Annotated in this window: 16 protein-coding genes and 1 pseudogene; 6 read left to right on the plus strand and 11 right to left on the minus strand. The window is 72.6% G+C overall.

Annotated features, from left to right (window positions below; genetic code table 11):
* Positions 1 to 39 precede the first annotated feature (39 nt).
* From RI138_RS06225 to RI138_RS06235, 3 genes are all read right to left on the minus strand, one after another.
* Positions 40 to 1377, minus strand: a complete 1338-nt coding sequence (locus RI138_RS06225; RefSeq protein WP_311119090.1) for an SWIM zinc finger family protein — start codon at positions 1375 to 1377, stop codon at positions 40 to 42.
* The gene (locus tag RI138_RS06230) at positions 1374 to 4421 is read right to left on the minus strand and encodes a DEAD/DEAH box helicase (RefSeq protein WP_311119091.1); all 3048 of its coding nucleotides are present in this window, start codon (positions 4419 to 4421) and stop codon (positions 1374 to 1376) included. The genes RI138_RS06225 and RI138_RS06230 overlap by 4 nt, the downstream gene beginning before the upstream one ends.
* Before the next feature lie 169 nt (positions 4422 to 4590).
* The gene (locus RI138_RS06235; protein ID WP_311119092.1) at positions 4591 to 5550 is read right to left on the minus strand and encodes a slipin family protein; all 960 of its coding nucleotides are present in this window, start codon (positions 5548 to 5550) and stop codon (positions 4591 to 4593) included.
* A 223-nt stretch (positions 5551 to 5773) separates the two neighbouring features.
* Here RI138_RS06235 and RI138_RS06240 point away from each other — a divergent pair, with 223 nt between their 5' ends.
* Positions 5774 to 6127 (plus strand): hypothetical protein, encoded by a 354-nt coding sequence (locus RI138_RS06240; protein ID WP_311119093.1) that lies wholly within the window; start codon positions 5774 to 5776, stop codon positions 6125 to 6127.
* A gap of 14 nt (positions 6128 to 6141) precedes the next feature.
* On the opposite strand, the pseudogene RI138_RS06245 reads toward RI138_RS06240, so the two are convergent.
* Positions 6142 to 6546, minus strand: a pseudogene (locus RI138_RS06245) (hypothetical protein).
* 127 nt (positions 6547 to 6673) lie between these two features.
* Here RI138_RS06245 and RI138_RS06250 point away from each other — a divergent pair.
* Entirely contained in the window at positions 6674 to 6985 is a 312-nt protein-coding gene (locus RI138_RS06250) for a DUF6343 family protein (RefSeq protein WP_179500200.1), read from the plus strand.
* Between the two features lie 41 nt (positions 6986 to 7026).
* Here the strand turns inward: RI138_RS06250 and RI138_RS06255 are convergent, their stop codons facing one another.
* The 3 genes from RI138_RS06255 to RI138_RS06265 all read right to left on the minus strand — a co-directional run bounded on the left by RI138_RS06255 (position 7027) and on the right by RI138_RS06265 (position 9064).
* Positions 7027 to 7395, minus strand: a complete 369-nt coding sequence (locus tag RI138_RS06255; protein WP_096629112.1) for a tetratricopeptide repeat protein — start codon at positions 7393 to 7395, stop codon at positions 7027 to 7029.
* Positions 7396 to 7491: 96 nt separating this feature from the next.
* A complete protein-coding gene (gene coaE / locus RI138_RS06260) occupies positions 7492 to 8094 on the minus strand; it encodes a dephospho-CoA kinase (protein WP_311119094.1) in 603 nt (200 codons plus the stop codon).
* Positions 8095 to 8125: 31 nt separating this feature from the next.
* Positions 8126 to 9064, minus strand: coding sequence for a PAC2 family protein (locus tag RI138_RS06265; protein WP_096629108.1), 939 nt, complete (start codon positions 9062 to 9064; stop codon positions 8126 to 8128).
* 271 nt (positions 9065 to 9335) lie between these two features.
* Here RI138_RS06265 and RI138_RS06270 point away from each other — a divergent pair, with 271 nt between their 5' ends.
* On the plus strand, positions 9336 to 10310 hold the full coding sequence (locus tag RI138_RS06270) for a right-handed parallel beta-helix repeat-containing protein (RefSeq protein ID WP_311119095.1): 975 nt from the start codon (positions 9336 to 9338) through the stop codon (positions 10308 to 10310).
* 111 nt (positions 10311 to 10421) lie between these two features.
* Here RI138_RS06270 and rpsA read toward each other — a convergent pair whose 3' ends face one another.
* Positions 10422 to 11933, minus strand: coding sequence for a 30S ribosomal protein S1 (gene rpsA / locus RI138_RS06275; RefSeq protein ID WP_018512105.1), 1512 nt, complete (start codon positions 11931 to 11933; stop codon positions 10422 to 10424).
* 411 nt (positions 11934 to 12344) lie between these two features.
* On the opposite strand from rpsA, the gene RI138_RS06280 reads away from it, so the two are divergent.
* Complete coding sequence (locus RI138_RS06280; RefSeq protein ID WP_311119096.1) at positions 12345 to 13184, plus strand: class I SAM-dependent methyltransferase; 840 nt, start codon at positions 12345 to 12347, stop codon at positions 13182 to 13184.
* A gap of 67 nt (positions 13185 to 13251) precedes the next feature.
* Positions 13252 to 15756 carry an ATP-dependent helicase HrpB gene (hrpB, locus tag RI138_RS06285; protein WP_311119097.1) on the plus strand — a complete coding sequence of 835 codons (2505 nt, stop codon included), beginning with the start codon at positions 13252 to 13254 and terminating at the stop codon, positions 15754 to 15756.
* On the opposite strand, the gene RI138_RS06290 is transcribed toward hrpB, so the two are convergent.
* The 3 genes from RI138_RS06290 to RI138_RS06300 form a co-directional block, all read right to left on the minus strand.
* Entirely contained in the window at positions 15743 to 16708 is a 966-nt protein-coding gene (locus RI138_RS06290) for a DUF3068 domain-containing protein (RefSeq protein WP_311119098.1), read from the minus strand. The genes hrpB and RI138_RS06290 overlap by 14 nt on opposite strands.
* Before the next feature lie 25 nt (positions 16709 to 16733).
* Positions 16734 to 16871, minus strand: coding sequence for an SPW_0924 family protein (locus RI138_RS06295; RefSeq protein WP_107470973.1), 138 nt, complete (start codon positions 16869 to 16871; stop codon positions 16734 to 16736).
* 140 nt (positions 16872 to 17011) lie between these two features.
* Complete coding sequence (locus tag RI138_RS06300; protein WP_311119099.1) at positions 17012 to 18778, minus strand: lytic transglycosylase domain-containing protein; 1767 nt, start codon at positions 18776 to 18778, stop codon at positions 17012 to 17014.
* 188 nt (positions 18779 to 18966) lie between these two features.
* On the opposite strand from RI138_RS06300, the gene RI138_RS06305 reads away from it, so the two are divergent.
* Positions 18967 to 19839: a DUF4184 family protein gene (locus RI138_RS06305; RefSeq protein ID WP_311119100.1), complete on the plus strand. Its 873-nt coding sequence runs from the start codon at positions 18967 to 18969 to the stop codon at positions 19837 to 19839.
* The last annotated feature ends 62 nt before the right edge of the window (positions 19840 to 19901 follow it).

Here is a 19901-nt window from a genome sequence, read left to right on the forward strand (position 1 = left end):
TTTCACGGGGTGAGGGCTCCACCGCACGTGATGAGGGCTCTACCGCACGTAGGACGGGTCGGCGTCGAATCCGTCCGGGACGGAGTCACCCGCGAGCAGGGCTTGCAGGGCGGCCACCGGGTCGGGGTCCGGCGCGGCGCGGGGCCACCAGTCGTCGGCGCCGGGGTCCGATTCGTAGCCGTACCAGCGGCCGTCGCGGCCGAAGCGGAGCTGGAACGAACCGTTCGGGTGGGTCAGGTGGTTGCGCCAGGGCGTGAAGCGTGGGTGACCTGCGGCGGCGAGCGCGGGGCGGGCCCGGTCGAAGGGGCCCGCCGGGGGGTCCCAGGGCGTCTCCAGGACCGCGAGGCCCTCTGCGCCGTTCTGCCGCCAGGCGGCGACGGCGCGGGCGAGATCGGTGGTGGTGCGGCCGGTGGCGTACGCCAGCTCGCGGTAGAGCGCACGCGTGGTGGCGGTGAGTCCGGCGGTGGGACGCGAGGCGGCGAGGCGGACCGCGTCCTGCCAGGCCGTGAGCCCGGCCAGCGGATCACGGCCGGTGGTCAGCAGGGTGTGGGCGCGGGCGGCCGCGTCGGTGGCGAGGTGGTCCAGGCCCAGCGGATCGCGGGCGCCGGGCAGGTCCGGGTACGACGGGGGCTGGCCGGGGTGCGGCGGGACGGGGAGGGGCACCGGGAGCGGGGGCAGGAAGCGGGCGGCCAGCGCCTCTTCCGCCGCGACCGACGGGGTGGCGGGGGCGGCCGGGCGCTCCCGGGCGGAGTGCTCGGCGTTGCGGCGGCCCAGCTCGTCCAGCAGCTCGCGCTCGCCCCGGCCCCGCATGAGCAGCAGGACGAACGGGTCGCTGTCGAGCAGCCGGGCGGTCTGGAAGCAGAGGGCGGCGACGTGCTTGCAGGGCCGCCCGTGGTCGGGACAGGAGCAGCTGGGGTCGAGGTCGTCGGCGGCGGGCAGCAGCCGCACACCGGCCCCCTCGGCGGTGGCGGCCAGCGAGTACGGCATCTCCTTCGCCAGCAGCGCGGACAGGTCCCCGGGCCGGGCGGCGACCGCGTCGAGAAGGGTGTCCCAGCCGGGGTCGGTGAGGGTACGCAGGCGCAGTTCGGCGCGGTAGGGGCGGACCCGGCTGCCGTGCACATAGGCGATGACGCGGCCGGGGGTGACGGTGATCGCCGCGACCTGGCCTTCGTCGGCGTACGCACGGCCGCGGGCGAGCCGCGCCCCGTCCATCGACAGCGACTCCAGGGCCGTCACCCAGGCCCGGCCCCACCAGCTGTCCGCGAAGGGCTCGCCGTCCCGGGAGGTGCGGGCGGGCACCGCTTCGAAGGTGCGCCGCAGATCGTCGGGGCCGGGCCGGACGCGGGGTGCCGAACGGGGCGTCGGCCGGGGGCTCATGCGGGCCTCCGCAGGGCGACGAGGTCGGCGAGGTCGCGGTCGCTGAGCTCGGTCAGCGCGGTCTCACCGGTGCCGAGCACCGCGTCCGCCAGGGCCCGCTTGGACTCCAGCAGCTCACCGATCCGGTCCTCCACCGTGCCCTCCGCGATGATCCGGTGGACCTGCACGGGCTGGGTCTGGCCGATCCGGTACGCCCGGTCCGTGGCCTGCTCCTCGACTGCCGGGTTCCACCAGCGGTCGTAGTGGACGACATGGGCGGCGCGGGTCAGGTTCAGCCCGGTGCCCGCCGCCTTGAGGGAGAGCAGGAAGACGGGGACCTCGGCGGACTGGAAGCGGTCCACCATCCGCTCCCGCTCGGCCACCGGCGTACCACCGTGCAGGAGTTGGGAGGGGATCGCACGGGAGGCCAGGTGCGCGGAGAGGAGCTTCGCCATCGTCACGTACTGGGTGAAGATCAGGACCGAGCCGTCCTCGGCCAGGATCGTGTCGAGCAGTTCGTCCAGCAGGGCGAGCTTGCCCGAGCGGGCCGTGAGCCGGGTGGGCTCCTCCTTCAGATACTGGGCGGGGTGGTTGCAGATCTGCTTGAGCGAGGACAGCAGCTTCATGACGAGACCCCGGCGGGCGATGCCCTCGGCGCCCTCGATCTGGGCCATCGTCTCGCGGACGGCGGCCTCGTAGAGCGTGGCCTGCTCGCGGGTGAGGGCGACGGGGTGGTCGGTCTCCGTCTTGGGCGGCAGCTCGGGGGCGATGCCGGGGTCGGACTTCTTGCGCCGCAGGAGGAACGGGCGGACCAGCCGGGACAGCCGCTCCACCGCCTCCTCGTTGCCCAGACCGGCGGCCGTGCCGGTGTTCTCCACGATCCGGGCGTGCCGGGCCCGGAACGTCTTGAGCGGGCCGAGCAGTCCGGGCGTGGTCCAGTCGAGCAGCGCCCAGAGCTCGGAGAGGTTGTTCTCGACAGGGGTGCCGGTGAGGGCGACTCTGGCCGGGGCGGGGATGGTGCGCAGGGCCTTGGCCGTGGAGGAGTGCGGATTCTTGACGTGCTGCGCCTCGTCGGCGACGACCAGGCCCCAGCTGTGCTCGGCGAGTTGGGCGGCGCGGCTGCGCATCGTGCCGTAGGTGGTCAGGACGAAGCCGTTGTCCGGATCGGTCAGGGTCCGGTCCGTGCCGTGGAAGCGCCGCACCGGGACGCCGGGGGCGAAGCGGTTGATCTCGCGGTGCCAGTTGCCGAGGAGGGAGGCGGGGCAGACCACCAGGGTCGGCGAGGGGTGCGCGCGGTGCAGGTGGAGGGCGATGAGGGTGATCGTCTTGCCGAGGCCCATGTCGTCGGCGAGGCAGCCGCCGAGCCCGAGCGCGGTCATCCGGTCCAGCCAGGCCAGACCGCGCAGCTGGTAGTCGCGCAGGGTCGCGTCCAGTCCGGGCGGCGGCGGGATCGTGGTGTCCTCGGCGAGGATGCGCGTCCGCAGTGCGGCGAGGGCTCCGGCCGGAACGGCGTCCACCCGTTCACCGTCCACCTCCGCGCTGCCCGTGAGGGCGACGGCCAGCGCGTCCACCGGATCCAGGAGCCCCAACTCCCGTTTGCGCGCCTTGCGTACGAGCGCGGGGTCGACGACCACCCATTGGTCGCGCAGTCGCACCACCGGCCGGTGGGCCTCGGCCAGGGCGTCCATCTCCGCCTCGGTCAGCTGCTCGTCCCCCAGTGACAGCTGCCAGTCGAAGGCGAAAAGCTGCTCGGCGTCGAAGAACGAGGTGCCGTCGGTGGCCGAACCGGGCGCGGGCCGCACCACGGCGGCCGCGGTCAGCGAACGGGCCAGCTCGCGCGGCCAGTGGACGTGGACCCCTGCCGCCGCCAGCCGGGCCCCCGCGTCGCTCAACAGCTCGTACAGCTCGTCCTCGGTGATCGCGAGCACATCGGGGACCGGCTGTCCCAGCAGCCGTTCCAGCGGGGCCCAGATCCGGGCGGCCCGGCGCAGCGCCAGCACCGCGTCGACCCGGGCACGCGGTCCGAACGGCTCGCCCGCCCCGCCGTTCCACAGGGCGGCCGCGTCCACCACATACGTGGGGTCGGCAAGGCTGTGCACCTGCACGATGGCCGCGGCGGCAGGGCGGACCGCGGGGTCGTCGGGGTGCGCCGCTTGCTCCACGGCCTCCGGCGCGGCCTCCCCGGAGGCCGTGACGGCGTAGGTGTCGGCGGTGTCGAACAGCTCGTACGCGGAGAGGTCGAGGCGAAGCGAGATCTTCACACCGGCGTCCAGCCCCGAGGCCACCTCGACGGCCCAGGCGGCGGCGTGGGGCAGGTGCTGGGGCTCACGGGCGGCGAACGGCGCGCCCATCGCGAAGGGCGCGGCGGGGGTGCGCGGCAGTGTGTCGGCGACGGCGTCCAGGAACGACCCGATCAGCGTCTCGGGGTCAGGGAGGCGGGGCGGCTCGGACGCCGCGACCGGCACCGCGTGCCCCTCGGGCGGCAGGGCGGCGGCGACGGCCCGCAGATGCGCCACGTCCTCGGCGTCCCGCGGGCCCGCCCGCCAGGCGTCATGGCCGTCCGCCGTGATTCCTGGCAGGAGCCGGCCGCGCGCGACGAGCTGAAGGGCGTGCAGTGCGGCCGCGCCCCAGCAGCGGGTGGCGGGATGGGCGGATGCCTGCTGCCGGGCCCGGATGAGCACGGGCAGCGCGTCGGTCACGGACAGCAGTGCCGCGGGCACCACGGAACGCCGGACGCCTCCTGGCCTCGCCGCCCCGTCCGGCCGGACGACCGTGAGTTCCGCGGCGGTGTACGGCACGGTGTCCCCGGACGGGCCCGAGCCATCCGCGTACATGAAGGAGGCCTCGCCCCGCCCCGAGGCGTCGGCGTCTGCGGAAGAGGCACCCACCTGGGCCGGCACCGCGCCAGGTGAGCCGTCGCCGCCGTCCGCCCGGGGGTCCCAGAAGGCGATGCGGCCTTCCCTGGGCACCGTGCCGGGCAGGAAGACCGCCGCGCAGCGCAGCAGGCGTCCTGCGTCCGCGCTGCGCTCCACCACGTCCTCGCCGCGACGGGTCCCTACCGTCATGTCCGCCCACCCCCTCCCGCCCTGCACGCGGTCTCCGTCCAGCACGGAATGTGCTGACTCTGCGAGTCTAGGCGGGAGGTCCGACAACCCATGCTCCGCCCACATCTCCCCAGGTCAGCAGCGCACCGGGCCTACCACGGCGGCTCTTCCCGGCAAGCGGCCGCCACGCTCAGTGATGGGCGAAGGGTTCCGATGCAGCCGGTTCCTCGGAGAGCCGCTTCCTGGAGGTTCGCGTCCCGGGAACCCGCTCCTCCGGCAGCTCTGCTTCGGGAGCGTCCGTCCCCGGGCGCTGCGCCCCGGCGAGCGGTGTCTCCTCCGGAGCCGCCTGCTGCGGTGTCGTCTCCAGCGGTGTCATCTCCTGCGGAGCCGCCTGCTGGGCCCGTTCCAAGAAGCGGAGCAGTTCCACCGGGAAGGGCAGCACCAGCGTGGAGTTCTTCTCCGCCGCGACGGCCACCACGGTCTGGAGCAGCCTCAACTGGAGCGCCGCGGGCTGCGCTGACATCTCGCCCGCCGCCTGGGCCAGCTTCTTGGATGCCTGGAGCTCGGCGTCGGCGTTGATCACCCGGGCACGCCGCTCCCGGTCGGCCTCCGCCTGGCGGGCCATGGACCGCTTCATGGTCTCCGGCAGCGAGACATCCTTGATCTCCACCCGGTCGATCTGCACGCCCCAGCTGACCGCAGGGCTGTCGATCATGAGCTCCAGCCCCTGGTTCAGCTTCTCGCGGTTGGACAGCAGGTCGTCGAGGTCGCTCTTGCCGATGATCGACCGGAGAGAAGTCTGGGCCATCTGCGACACGGCGAAGCGGTAGTCCTCCACCGCGATGACGGCGGTCGTCGGGTCGACGACCTTGAAGTAGATGACCGCGTCGACCCGGACGGTCACGTTGTCCCGGGTGATGCCGTCCTGGGCGGGCACGGGCATGGTGACGATCTGCATGTTGACCTTGTGCAGACGGTCCACGACCGGCACGATCAGGGTGAAACCCGGCCTGCGCACCTCGTCGCGCAACCTGCCGAGCCGCAGCACCACACCCCGCTCGTACTGCCGGATCACCCGGGCCGCCGCCATCAGATACATCCCCGCTACGCAGACCGCCGTCACCGCTGCGATCGCCAGCTCCTGAACCATCGCGGGCCCCCTGACCGGCATGGAGCCTACCTACACGAGCGAATAACTCCTCTTTGCAGCGTTATGCCCTGTTTGCCGTACGGCGAACCTTTGAATGGAGGCGCGTCTCGCCCGGTCGGCTGCGCAGCGGATGCCGGAGCGACCCGGTGCGGGCAGGGTGGCCAGCGCCAGCACGTCTCCCCCGACGTACCGATGAGCCGGACGATCAGACGAGGACCCGCCCATGTCCGTGACCGCGACCCTTCACCGCCGCCGACGCCGCCTCGGCATCGCCGCCGGAGTCTCGCTTCTCGCCCTCGCCGCCTCCGGCTGCTCCGGGCTCGGCCGCACGGCGGTCGGCCCCGTGACGTACACGACGGAGCGCGAAGCGGTGGTGCAGGTGAACAGCCCGTCGGTGCGCGGCTGCCACAGGATCGCCCCGGCCGGAGCCCACGAGATCGAGAACGGGACGCTCGTCGACATCGTCCTGTACCCCACCCGCGACTGCACCGGCGAGGGGACGGCGTACGTGGCGACAAGGTTCAGCGATGTGACTCCGCCGGGGAGCGTGTGGCGCAGCTACAGCTTCGTGCACTGAACGCACTCAGCGTGTCAGCGGGGCGGGGCTGGGCGGGCCTGCACCCAGGTGCCGTCGTCGGTGAGGGTGCGGTCCACCGCCAGTCCGGCCGCCGCAAGATGTCGGGCGAGATCCGCCTCGGAGAGCTCCCGCGACAGGAACGTCTGCGTCCACCGCGCGTCGTCGAAGTGACACTCCGCGCGCACCGAACGCACCCCGTCGCCCACCGGCTCGGCGGAGACTCCGAGCGGTGCGCCACGCCCTCGCGCTGGATGAGGACGATCCCGTCGTCCCGCACATGGGCACGGCAGACGCGCAGCATCGCGTCACGCACCCGGTGCTCGCCCGCGTGGACGATACAGCTCCACCGCGCACCCGTCCGGCGTGATGACCCCCGGGCCGGTCCCCTCGTACCCCTCGCGCACCGAAGGTTCGTCCACGCCTGGCGAACGGGCGGCCGACGGCGACAGTTCCCCTCCCATCACACCCGGTCAGCGGGCGGACCCGCAGCGCGGTGGGCGCGCACCGGGGCGCCGTGCCCTGTTCCGTCCGCCGCCACACGGGTCCATCCTGGGAAGTGAGGCGATCGTCATGCGTACCGGCAGTGAACCCGCGACCGCCCGCAGTGCGCTGCGGATGCGGCTCTGGCTGAGCCTGTGGGGGACGCTCTGGGCCCTCTTCGGCCTGGGGGCCTTCTCCCTCGCCGGGCGGCCGGGCTGGGCCGTGGCCTGCGCGGTGGTGCTGGTCATCGCGGTTCTGGACCTCTTCGTGATCGCGTACCGCATGCGCCAGGGACCGCGCTACCAGCCGGGCCGGGACATCCCACCGTACGAACCGGACCACGGCGACGGCCGGCCGGGGCCACCGGGGCAACCCTGAGCGGAAGGGGCGGCGGCAGGCGGGAGAAGCGCCCCGAGCTGTCAGGCCCCCTCGTCGAACTTCGCGGCCCGCAGGTACTCCGGCTTCGGGTCGAGCGCCGCCGCGAGCCGGAAGTGCCGGGTCGCCGCTTCCGGGCGTCCGGCCCGCTCGAAGGTGCGGGCCAGCGCGAAGTGGGCGAACGCGTTGTCCGGCTCACGCTCCAGCACCAGCTCGAATTCCAGCTCGGCCGGGCGCAGTTGGGCGGCGGCGAAGAAGGCGCGGGCCCTCAGCAGCCGGGCCGCGGTGTTCTCCGGGTGAGCGGCGATCACCGAGTCGAGCAGCTTTACCGCGCCCCGGGGGTCCCGGGCGTCGAGCAGTTGCTCGGCCGCCCGGAAATCGATGACATGGGTTTCCGGGTTCCTCTCGGGCACGGTCGCATCCTTCCCTCACTCGCGCGTTTCCAACGTCCGCCCCGGCTCCGGTATTCCGGGCGGGCGGACGCGGGTGCGGGCTCCACGGGTGCGGGCTCAGTGGGCGGCGGCCCGGCGGACCAGCTCGTCCCAGACCTTGCGGACCTGCGGTTCCAGCGCCTCCAGCGGCCCGTCGTTGTCCACGAGCAGGTCGGCGACGGCCCGGCGCTGCTCCCGGGTCGCCTGGGCGGCCATCCTGGCACGGGCGTCGGACTCGGTCATTCCGCGCAGCGTCACGAGCCGGTCGAGCTGGGTCTCGGGCGATGCGTCGACGACCACGACCAGGTCGTAGAACGGTGCGAGGCCGTTCTCAGTGAGAAGCGGGACGTCGTGGACGACGACGGCGTCCGCTGGAGCCGCCCGCTCCAGTTCGGCCGCCCGGGCGCCGACCAGGGGGTGGACGATCGCGTTCAGCGCGGCGCGGCGGTCGGCGTCGGCGAAGACGAGCGCGCCGAGCGCCGGGCGGTCCAGGGTGCCCTCGGGGGTGAGGACGCCCGGACCGAACTCCTCGACGACGGCCGCGAGTCCGGGCGTACCGGGCTCGACGACCTCGCGGGCGATCCGGTCGGAATCGATCAGTACGGCCCCGTGCTCGACGAGCAGCCGCGACACTTCGCTCTTGCCGGCGCCGATCCCGCCGGTCAGGCCCACCTTCAGCATGGAGCGCAGCCTACGGGGCGGGGCCGCCCGCTCAGCCGTCGCCCTCCCGCTCGGCGAGGAAGCGTTCGAACTGGCGGCCGATCTCGTCGGCGGACGGCAGGTCGACCGGTTCGGCGACCAGGTTGCCGCGCGTCTCGGAGCCGGCGACCGCGTCGTACTGATGCTCCAGGCCCTCGACGAGGGAGACCAGCTCCTCGTCACCCTGGCCGATCTGGCGGTCGATCTCGGTCTGGGTCCGGTGCGCCTCGGTGCGCAGGGAGTGCGCCAGGGCGGGCAGCACCAGACCGGTCGCCGCGGTGATGGCCTCCAGCGCGGTCAGCGCCGCGTCCGGATAGGAGGACCGGGCGACGTAGTGCGGGACGTGGGTGGCGACCCCGAGGACGTCGTGACCGGACTCCATGAGCCGGTACTCGATGAGCGCCTCGGCCGAACCGGGGACCTGCGCCTCGTCGAAGGGACTGCGGTGGCCCGGCATCAGGTCGGTGCGGTTGCCGTGCGGGGTGATGCCGACGGGGCGGGTATGCGGGACGCCCATCGGGATGCCGTGGAAATTGACCGCGAGGCGGACCCCTAGACGCTCGACGATCTGCTCGACGGCTGCGGCGAACCGCTCCCACTCCACGTCCGGCTCCGGCCCCGACAGCAGCAGGAAGGGCGCTCCGGTGGCGTCCTGGACCACCCTGACCTCCAGGGTCGGGGCCTCGAAGGACGTCCAGCGGTCGCGCCGGAAGGTGAGCAGGGGGCGCCGTGCGCGGTAGTCGACGAGCCGGTCGTGGTCGAAGCGGGCGACGACCTGGTGCGGCAGCGTCTCCAGCAATCCGTCGACGATCTGCTCGCCGGTCTCGCCCGCGTCGATGTATCCGTCGAAGTGGTAGAGCATGACCAGGCCGGCCGACTCCTGCGCCAGCGCCATGTCGACGACGGCCAGGCCCTTCGGCTCCCATTCGTACAAACTCTGCGGATCAGGCACGGTTACCGCTCCTCCTCGTGTTCCTCCAGAAGAACGCACCCGCCCGCACGAGCATTCCCCGTAACCGCACTTTCCGGCAACGGGGCTTCACGGCGCGTCAGTTAACGGTCCGGGCGCAAGGTCCGCGCGGTTGCTGGTCCAGACCTTGACGTGTCCCGCCGTCGTCCCTACCGTCACTGGGCAACACGTTCAGCAGCACGTTCCAGATTCATGTACGAGAACGGCTGCGTGTACGGGAACGTCCTGGACCTCCGACGGGAAGGCACCCCCCATGCGCACCCGCACTCCGTTCACCGTCCTGCTCGCCGCCTCCCTCGCGACCGGCTGGCTCGCCCTGACCTCCACCGCGAGCGCCTCCCCCACGACGAACACCGCAGCCATGATCGACGTGTCCACCGCCGCCCAGCTGAAGTCGGCGCTCACCTCCGCCTCCCCCGGCGACACGATCCGGCTCGCCGATGGCACGTACACCGGGAACTTCAAGGCCACCCGGCCCGGCACCTCCGGGGCCCGGATCACCCTGACCGGTTCCAGCAGGGCGGTCCTGACGGCGGGCGGCGGCTACGGGCTCCACCTGAACGGAGCGTCGCACTGGACCGTCCAGGGGGTCACGATCAAGGGCGGCCAGAAGGGCATCATGGCCGACGCGGCGAGAGGCGTCGTCATCGACTCGGTGACCGTGCACGATCTGGACATGGAGGGAGTCCACTTCCGTAAATCCTCCAGGGACGGCGTCCTGAAGAACTCCCGCATCTACGACACCGGACTCAACGGCCGCGGCATGGGCGAGGGCGTGTACGTCGGGTCGGCCGGTGATCTCTCCGACCGGAGCGACAACGTGCAGATCCTCAACAACACGATCGGCCCCGGTGTCGGCGGTGAGAACATCGACATCAAGGAAGGGACCACCGGCGCCCGGATCATCGGCAACACCTTCGACGGCAGCGGTCTCACCGGCGCCAACTACGACGACTCCTGGGTCGACGTGAAGGGCAACAACGTCCTGGTGGAAGGCAACAAAGGGTCCCGCACCACCAACAACGGCTACGAGACCCACACCCAGCAGAGCGGCTGGGGCTGCGGCACAGTCTTCCGCAACAACACCTCGAACCTGTCCGGTGCCACCGGCGGCCGGCAGCTCGCCATCAACGTCACCAACAACAGCGCCGGCTGCCGCACCACCGTGTACGCGAGCAACACCGTCACCGGCGGCAAGGGTCTGACCAACATCGCCGTCACGCCGTAGACGCGCGAAGAAGCCCCGCATACGCGAGTGAGGCCCGCCCCCCGAAGGGAACGGGCCTCACTCAGTGCTCTACAGCCTTACCGCAGCCGATGAGCCGTCGGGGTCGGAGCGTCAGCTCTGGCCGCCCGCCAGCTTCTCGCGCAGCGCGGCCAGGGCCTCGTCCGACGCCAGGGCGCCGGAGTTGTCCGCCGACTCCGAGGAGTACGAGCCGCCACCGGAGCCGCCGGAGGCGGCCGGAGCAGCGCCGGCCGGGGCGGCAGCGCCCTCGGCAGCGGCAGCCTCGTCGGCCTCGCGGGACTTGATGACCTGGGCCTGGTGCTGCTCGAAGCGCTGCTGCGCCTCGGCGTACTGCGTCTCCCAGACCTCGCGCTGCGCCTCGAAGCCCTCGAGCCAGTCGTTGGTCTCGGGGTCGAAGCCCTCGGGGTAGATGTAGTTGCCCTGGTCGTCGTAGGACGCGGCCATGCCGTACAGGGTCGGGTCGAACTCGACCGAGGCCGGGTCGCCACCGAAGGACTCGTTGGCCTGCTTCAGCGAGAGGCTGATGCGACGGCGCTCAAGGTCGATGTCGATGACCTTGACGAAGATCTCGTCGTTGACCTGGACGACCTGCTCCGGGATCTCCACGTGGCGCTCGGCCAGCTCGGAGATGTGGACCAGACCCTCGATGCCCTCGTCGACGCGGACGAACGCACCGAAGGGAACGAGCTTGGTGACCTTACCCGGGACGACCTGACCGATCTGGTGCGTCCGGGCGAACTGCTGCCACGGGTCTTCCTGCGTCGCCTTGAGCGACAGGGAGACGCGCTCGCGGTCCATGTCGACGTCGAGGACCTCGACGGTGACTTCCTGGCCGACCTCGACAACCTCGGAGGGGTGGTCGATGTGCTTCCAGGAGAGCTCGGAGACGTGCACGAGACCGTCGACGCCACCCAGGTCCACGAAGGCACCGAAGTTGACGATCGAGGAGACGACGCCGGAGCGGACCTGACCCTTCTGCAGGGTGGTGAGGAACGTCTGGCGCACCTCGGACTGGGTCTGCTCAAGCCAGGCACGGCGGGACAGGACCACGTTGTTGCGGTTCTTGTCCAGCTCGATGATCTTCGCCTCAAGCTCCTTGCCCACGTAGGGCTGGAGGTCGCGGACACGACGCATCTCGACGAGCGACGCCGGGAGGAAGCCGCGGAGGCCGATGTCGAGGATGAGACCACCCTTGACGACCTCGATGACGGTACCGGTGACGATGCCGTCCTCTTCCTTGATCTTCTCGATGGTGCCCCAGGCACGCTCGTACTGAGCGCGCTTCTTCGAGAGGATCAGGCGGCCTTCCTTGTCCTCCTTCTGGAGAACCAGGGCCTCGATCTCGTCGCCGACCTTGACGACCTCGTTCGGGTCGACGTCGTGCTTGATCGAGAGCTCGCGGCTCGGGATGACACCTTCGGTCTTGTAACCGATGTCGAGGAGAACCTCGTCCCGGTCAACCTTGACGATGACACCGTCAACGATGTCGCCGTCGTTGAAGTACTTGATCGTCTCGTCGATCGCCGCGAGGAACGCGTCCGCGTCGCCGATGTCGTTGACCGCAACCTGCGGAGTGGTGGCGGTGGTCTCGGTGCTGCTCGTCATGTGGGAAAGGGCTCCGGTACGGACAGAGAGTCGTAGGTACTGCTACGCCGAAAGCCCGTATCGCCTCTGCAGAAGCCGGACAGCCTGTAAAGCGCCCTACCCGTTTCCGGGGGAGGTGCCTCGACAACCGAGGGGACATGCAACAGACGCGAGCGCGGCCTGCTAGGTCTGAGGCGCGCAGGCTCGCAGCGCAACTTGTAGCATACGGGGGCAGCCGGACAGGGTCAATGCGCGAAGGCGCATACCCGGGGCACATCGCCCCATTCCCGGCGCAACTCATGTTCTCCGAGGCCGCATCGGCCCGAACACACTACGGCACGGCGTCGCGGACACGCGTCCGTACCCCCCGGGGCACACCCCCTGGTACGTACCGCGCGCGGCGGGTGAAGGCAAACTACAACGACGGGCACGATGAGCCAAGAGATCCACGGGACCCACTCCGCAGAGGCCGCCGGACCCGCCGAGCCGGAGGCCACCCGGCGGGCGGCGGACGAGGCGGAGAGCAGCCGGGCCAGCCGCGGCTGGTGGGACCGGAACGCCGACGAGTACCAGACGGACCACGGGAGCTTCCTCGGGGACGACCGCTTCGTCTGGGGCCCGGAGGGGCTGGACGAGGCGGAGGCCGCCCTGCTGGGCCCCGCGGCCTCGCTGAAGGGCCTGGACGTGCTGGAGATCGGCGCCGGGGCCGCCCAGTGCTCGCGCTGGCTGGCCGGCCGGGGCGCCCGCCCGGTGGCCCTCGACCTCTCCCACCGCCAGCTCCAGCACGCCCTGCGGATCGGCGGGAACGTCCCGCTCGTCGAGGCGGACGCGGGCCGGCTCCCCTTCCGGGACGCCTCCTTCGACGTGGCCTGCTCCGCGTACGGTGCGGTGCCCTTCGTCGCGGACCCCGTGCGGGTCTTCCGCGAGGTGCACCGGGTGCTGCGGCCCGGCGGCCGCTGGGTCTTCTCCGTGACCCACCCGGTCCGCTGGGCGTTCCCGGACGAGCCGGGGCCCGAAGGGCTGTCCGTCGCCGCCTCCTACTTCGACCGCGTCCCCTACGTCGAGCAGGACGAGCAGGGCAACGCCGTCTACGTGGAGCACCACCGCACCCTGGGCGACCGGGTCCGGGACGTGGTGGCGGGCGGATTCCGGCTGGTCGACCTGGTCGAACCGGAATGGCCCGCGTGGAACGACCAGGAGTGGGGCGGCTGGTCCCCGCTGCGCGGCAACCTGATCCCGGGCACCGCGATCTTCGTGTGCGAGCGGGACTGAGCCGCCGCTGACGGGCCGGGCCGGGCCGGGCGGAACCCTTGAGGACACTCCGTACGACACTGGGGGCGTGATCCGCACCGAAGCCCTGGAACGTCTGCCCGTCCGCACCGCCGTGCCCGCCCTGGAGCGTGCGCTCGACGACCGGGGCGTCGCCGTGCTGTGCGCACCGCCCGGTACCGGCAAGACAACCCTCGTGCCGCTGGTCCTGGCCGGGCTGACCGGCGACGGGCCGGTGCGCCGGGTCGTGGTCGCGGAGCCGCGGCGGATCGCCGCGCGGGCCGCGGCGCGGCGGATGGCCTGGCTGCTGGGCGAGCGGCCGGGCGGGCGGGTCGGCTTCACCGTGCGTGGCGAGCGGGTGGTGGGGCGGGACACGGTGGTGGAGGTCGTGACCACCGGGGTGCTGCTCCAGCGGCTCCAGCGCGATCAGGAGCTGGCCGGGGTCGATGCGGTGATCATCGACGAGTGCCACGAGCGCCATCTGGACGCCGACACGGTGGCCGCCTTCCTCCTGGACGTACGGGAGGCGATCCGGCCCGATCTGCGGCTGGTGGCGGCGTCCGCGACGACGGACGCGCAGGGCTGGGCCCGGTTGCTGGGCGATGCCCCGGTGGTCGAGGCACAGGGCGTGTCGCATGCGGTGGAGGTGGTCTGGGCGCCGCCCGTGCGGCCGGTGAGGCCGCCGCACGGGATGAGGGTCGATCCGGCGCTGCTGACGCATGTGGCGGCGACCGTGCGGCGGGCGCTGGCGGAGAGGGAGGGGGACGTGCTCTGCTTCCTGCCCGGTGTCGGGGAGATCGGGCGGGTGGCCGGGCAGCTGGCGGGGGTGGACGCCGAGGTGCTCCAGGTGCACGGGCGCGCCCCGGCCGCCGTGCAGGACTCGGTGCTCGCCGGGTCGTCCGGGGGCCGGCGGGTGGTGCTGGCGACCTCGGTGGCGGAGTCGTCGCTGACGGTGCCGGGCGTGCGGGTCGTCGTCGACTCGGGCCTCGCCCGGGAGCCCCGTACCGACCACGCCCGGGGCCTGAGCGCCCTGACCACCGTACGGGCCTCCCAGGCGTCCGGGCGGCAGCGCGCCGGGCGTGCGGGGCGGGAGGCTCCGGGAGCCGTGTACCGGTGCTGGGAGCAGGCCGAGGACGGGCGGCTCGCGCGCTTCCCGGCCCCGGAGATCAAGGTCGCCGACCTCGCGGCGTTCGCGCTCCAGGCAGCGTGCTGGGGCGACCCGGACGCCTCGTCGCTCGCTCTGCTGGACCCGCCGCCCGCCGGGGCGATGGGCGCGGCCCGCGAGGTGCTGGGCGCGGTCGGCGCGGTGGACGCTACGGGCCGGGTCACCGACCGGGGCGTACGGATGTCCCGGCTCGGGCTCCATCCCCGGCTGGCGCGGGCGCTGCTGGACGGGGCCGCGGAGGTCGGGGCGCGGCGGGCCGCGGAGGTGGTGGCGCTGCTGAGCGAGGAGCCGCCGAGGGAGTACGGGGACGATCTCGCGGTGGCGCTGCGGACCGCCCGCCGGGGCCAGGACGGCTACGCGGGGCGCTGGCGGCAGGAGGCGCGGCGGTTGTCGGCCTCGGTGGGCGACACCGGGACAGCACTCCCAGGAACCTCCGATGACGCCGCCGTCGGCCTCGTCGCCGCCCTGGCGTTCCCGGAGCGGGTGGCGCGGGCCCGGGGCGAGGGGGCGTTCCTGATGGTGTCGGGGACGGGTGCGGAGCTGCGGGAGGGGTCACGGCTGCGCAGTGCTCCCTGGCTGGCCGTGGCCGTCGCGGACCGGCCCGCCCACGCGGCCTCGGCCCGGGTGCGGCTGGCCGCGGTGGTCGACGAGGACACCGCGCTCCTCGCCGCCGGGCAGCTGCGGGTGCGGGGCGAGGAGGTCCGCTGGGTGGACGGCGATGTGGTGGCCCGGTCGGTGGACCGGGTGGGGGCGGTGGAGCTGGCGGTACGGCCCCTGAAGCAGCCGGACCCGGAGCTGGTGCGCGGCGCCCTGGTGGAGGGGCTCGGCCGGAACGGGCTCGGGCTGCTGAGGTGGACCCGGGACAGTGAGCAGTTGCGGCTGCGCCTGGCGTTCCTGCACCGGGTGCTGGGGGCGCCGTGGCCGGATGTGTCGGACGGGGCGCTGCTCGCGGATCCGGGTGCCTGGCTGGAGCCGGAGCTGTCGCGGGCGCGGCGGCGGTCGGACCTCGGCCGGATCGACGCGGGCCAGGCGCTGCGCCGGCTGCTGCCGTGGGCGACGGGCGAGGCCGTACGCCTCGACGAGCTGGCGCCGGAGCGGATCGAGGTGCCGAGCGGTTCCCGTATCCGGGTCGAGTACGGCGGCGAGCAGCCCGTACTGGCGGTGAAGCTCCAGGAGTTGTTCGGGCTGGCCGAGACGCCCCGGGTGGCCGGGGTGCCGGTCCTGGTCCACCTGCTCTCCCCCGCCGGGCGGCCCGCGGCCGTGACGGCGGACCTGGCGTCGTTCTGGCAGGACGGCTACAAGGCCGTACGGGCGGAGCTGCGCGGCCGCTATCCGAAGCATCCGTGGCCGGAGGACCCCTCGACCGTACGGGCGACGCGGTTCACCTCGGCGCGGCTCAAGCGCTCGTAGGGATCTTCGGGGTTCGGGAGCGCGCCTCCAGCCAGAGCGCCAGCGCGAGCAGTCCGATACCGAGGCAGAGGAAGCCCCAGGGCAGGTACGAGGTGAGGAGGAGGACCAGGACGCGCTGGGACTTGACCAGGTCGACGGTGTCCGCGATGTAGTCCTCGCGCATCTTCACATGGCCGTCGAACGCGGTGACCGTGTCCTTGGACATGCCCATCTTCTTCGCGTTGCGCAGCTCCTCCTTGTGGATCTCCTCGCCGTTGACGGGGGCGCCGGTGACCGGCTCGACCCAGAACATCCGCTTGGTGGTGTACCAGCGGGTCATGCCGGTCCGGGCGATCTGCTCGGCGGTGACGCCCTCGATGGGCATCTTCTTGGGCATCGGGACCTTCGTCCACGGGATGGTCTGCTCGAAGTAGTAGACCTCCAGGCCGCGGAAGGTGCGGGTGCCCTTGTAGTGGATGGGCGCGGTGGTGCGGGTCTGCGCGTCGAAGTACTCGTAGTCCCGTTTCTCGGTGAGGAAGGGCCACTTGAACTCGATGCCCTCGCGCCGGACGGGATCGCCGTCGACCATCTCGCCGGTGGCGTTGACGGGGGCCTGGCTGTGGGCGTCGAAGATGTAGCGCTCGGGGATCTGGGAGACCATCCTGCCGTCGGGGTCCTGGACGTAGGAGAGCGCGTCCCAGACGACGACGTCGCGCCCGGCGCTGCGTTCGATCTTCTCGGACTCCTCGACGTTGCCCTTGAGGGTCTGGACGATGGTGATCTTCTCGACCTCCTTCGCCTGGAGGGTGGAGTAGTCGAGGAGGGTGGCGGGCTTCGCCTCCAGGACGACTTCCTGGTACTGGTTCGGCGGGACCTTGGCCAGGCGGGGGAACGCGTACCAGCGCAGCAGCGGCGACATGGCGGCGAAGAACACGGCGAAGGCCAGGAGTACGAGACCGGCTCGGCGGCGCATGGTGGTGACCTCTCCGTCTGCGGTGCTACTTCTTCGGGCCGGGGACCGTGGTCAGCAGGGGTTCGGGCGAGGTCTCCCCGGCCGGGGGGCCGACGGCGGTGATCGTGAACACGAGCGCGAGGGCGGCGGCCAGCCCGACGGCGGCGGCGACGAGGGCACGCATGCTCGGCCTCCCGGGACAGTTATCTGATGGATCGTCAGGGTCGGGGCACCGTAGCAACCGGGGCGCGAGATGAGAACACAGCGGACAGCCCCCGCACCGGGTGGGTGCGGGGGCTGTCGGCTTCGGCCGGGCCGGCCGGATCAGGCCTCGGGGGGTGCCGTCTCCTCCGGTGCCTCGACCGTGTCCTCCGGCGCCTGGTCCGTCTCCTCCGCCGCCCGGACCGTCAGCTCGACGACGACCGTGGCGCCGCCCTCGGTGGTGAGGAGCAGCTTGTACGTGCCCGCGGTGTCGTCGGCGAAGATCTCCGGGAGCCGGAGCAGGCCGTCGGCGTCCGTGGCGAGATCCAGGGTCCGCAGCGGCTCGCCGTCCGCGTCCTCCTTGAAGTACGGGCCCTTGTCGTTCTCGACGGGCTTCTCGCCGTCCGTGATCATCGTGGCGGTGACGGCCACTCCGGCGGCGGCAGCGCCCTCGAAGGTCGCCTTGAGAGTGACGGCGTCCTCGAACTTCTCGCCGGGCGCGGCGACGAGCGCCTTCTCGTCGGTCCGGACGATCTCGTCGGCCTGTCGGGCGGTGACGGTCGCCGCGTAGGTCAGGGTGCGCGGCCTGACGGTGCCCGCGACGGCGGTCACGGTGAACTCCCCGGCCTCCTCGCCCGCCTGGAGTTCGGGGGCGGTTGCGGTGCCGTCGGCCCCCGTCTTCACGGTGACGGTCTTCTTGCCGCCCGCGAAGAGTGTTCCGGTGTCCCCGGTGACGGTGAAGGTGACGGGGACCTCGGCGAGCGGGGCGCCGAGCGCGTTGCGGGCGCGGACGGCGATCCGCTCGTCGAACGCGGTGCCCGCGGTGGCGCGCAGCGGGCCGGTGTCCGCGTTCTCCAGGGAGCCGAAGGTCTCGGACGGTGTCGGAGTGGGGGTCGGCGTAGGGGTCGGCGTGGGCGTGGGCTTCGGGCTGGTGGAGCCGCCACCGGGCTTCGAGGGCCCCGGGGTCGGCTTCGTGACGCCCGGCTTGGACGGGGAGGGCTTGGTGCCCGGGGTACCGCTCGGGGTGGGGGTCGGGCTCGGGGTGGAGCCGGACGGGGTGCTCGGGGCGGTCGGCAGCGCTCCGGTGCCGTCGGGCACCTCGTGCGTACCGCGCTGGTAGTACGCGAACCAGGAGCGGACCGTACGCAGATACTCCGTCGAGCGGTTGTAGCTCAGCACCGCCCGGTCGAGGTCGGCACCGACGGCCAGATCGCGGTCGTTCGCGCAGAGGTAGCGCCCGGCGGCGAGCGCCGCGTCGTAGATGTTGTTGGGGTCCTTGCGGCCGTCGCCGTTGGCGTCCTGCCCCCAGGCGGCCCAGGTCGACGGGATGAACTGCATCGGGCCCACCGCCCGGTCGTGGACCGCGTCGCTGTCGTACGCCCCGCCGTCGGTGTCCTTGATCAGCGCGAAGCCCTGGCCGTTGAGGGCCGGGCCGAGGATCGGGGAGATGGTGGTGCCGTTGGCGTCGACGCGCCCGCCACGGGCCTGGCCGGACTCGACCTTGCCGATCGCCGCGAGGAGCTGCCAGGGCAGCCGGCAGGTGGGGTCGGTGGTCGCGACGGTGCTCTCGGCCTGCTTGTACGCGGCGAGGATCGACGCCGGAATGCCCGCCTCCGTGCCGCCTGCCACCGGGAGGCTGCTGGAGGAGCCGGGCTTGTCGGGCGTGACGAGGGGCGGAAGGTCCGTGTAGTAGGGCGAGTTGCCGGTCGCGGCATCGTCCTCGGCGCCCGCGGTGTCCTCACCGGCCGCCGTCGGGTCCCCGCCGCCCGCGGAGCCGCCGGTCAGCGGTGCCGCGGGGGCCTGCGAGGCCGCCAGTGCCGCTACGGCGGCCGCCGCCATCGCGGTGTTCGCGGCCCCCTTGCGCAGACGTCGGCGAATGTGCGCTGCCATACGTTCCGGTCCCTCCCCCTCGAAGGCTGCTCGCGCTCCCCAGCGCAAGGCTCTGCCGACCCTACGGCACCATGTGCGGCCCGAGCGCCGAGCCCTGACCGCTTCTTACTGTTTTCTCATCGTTCCCGCGAGCCCGTTGTCCCAACGGTCACGCAATGGTGCCCGAACGGTCCCGCATACTTGCCGCCATGCCGTTCACGCTCAGTCATGCCGCCGCCGTGCTCCCGGCCATCCGCCGGAACGGGACCGCCCGGTCGCCGCTGATTCCCTCGGCCCTCGTCGCCGGTTCGTTCGCGCCGGACGTCACCTACTTCGCGGACACGGTGATTCCGGGCGCGATGGAGTTCGGGTCCTTCACCCACACGCTCCTGGGCGTCGCCACGGTGAACGTGCTGATCGCCGCGGTGCTGGTCGCGGTGTGGGCGCTGCTTCGGGAGCCTCTGGTGGCGCTGTTGCCCGTACGCGTACGGGGCCGGGTCCACGCCTTCGTCCGGGGGCAGCGCTGGACCCGGGCCTCGTTCGGGCCGTCCGCCCGGCTGTGGTTCGCCCTCTCGGCCGCGATCGGCGCGGCCACGCATGTGGTGTGGGACGCGTTCACCCACCACAGCCGGTGGGGGACCGAGCTGGTGCCGGTGCTGAGCCGGAGCGTCGGCGGGCTCCCGGTGTACCAGTTCGTCCAGTACGGCAGTTCGGCTCTGGCGCTGGTGGTGCTCGGCTGGTTCCTCACCACGGGCCTGCGGCGCACGGCCGCGACCCCGGTGCCGGAGGCGCTCCCGGTGCTCGGCCGGGGCGAACGGTGGGGCGCGATCGGTCTGCTGGCCGGCTGCGTGCTGCTGGGGACCGCCCACCGGTGCGCCCGCTGGTACGCCCACTTCGGAAGAGTCGAGAACCCGCTCGACATCATCCCGACCGCCTGCTTCGGCGCGGGCGCCGGGCTGGCGGCCGGGCTGCTGCTGTACGGGGTGGGGGTGCGGCTGCTGCGGGTGCGGCACGGCAGGGACCCGGGGCGGGCCGTGCCCGTACCGCAGGAGCGGCGCACGGAAGCAGTCGGCCGGGAGTAGCGGCAGCACGCGGAAGGGCCCGGAACCGCACTGGGCGGTTCCGGGCCCTTCCCTGTACGCCG

The organism is Streptomyces durocortorensis (assembly GCF_031760065.1).
Classification (GTDB): Bacteria; Actinomycetota; Actinomycetes; order Streptomycetales; family Streptomycetaceae; genus Streptomyces.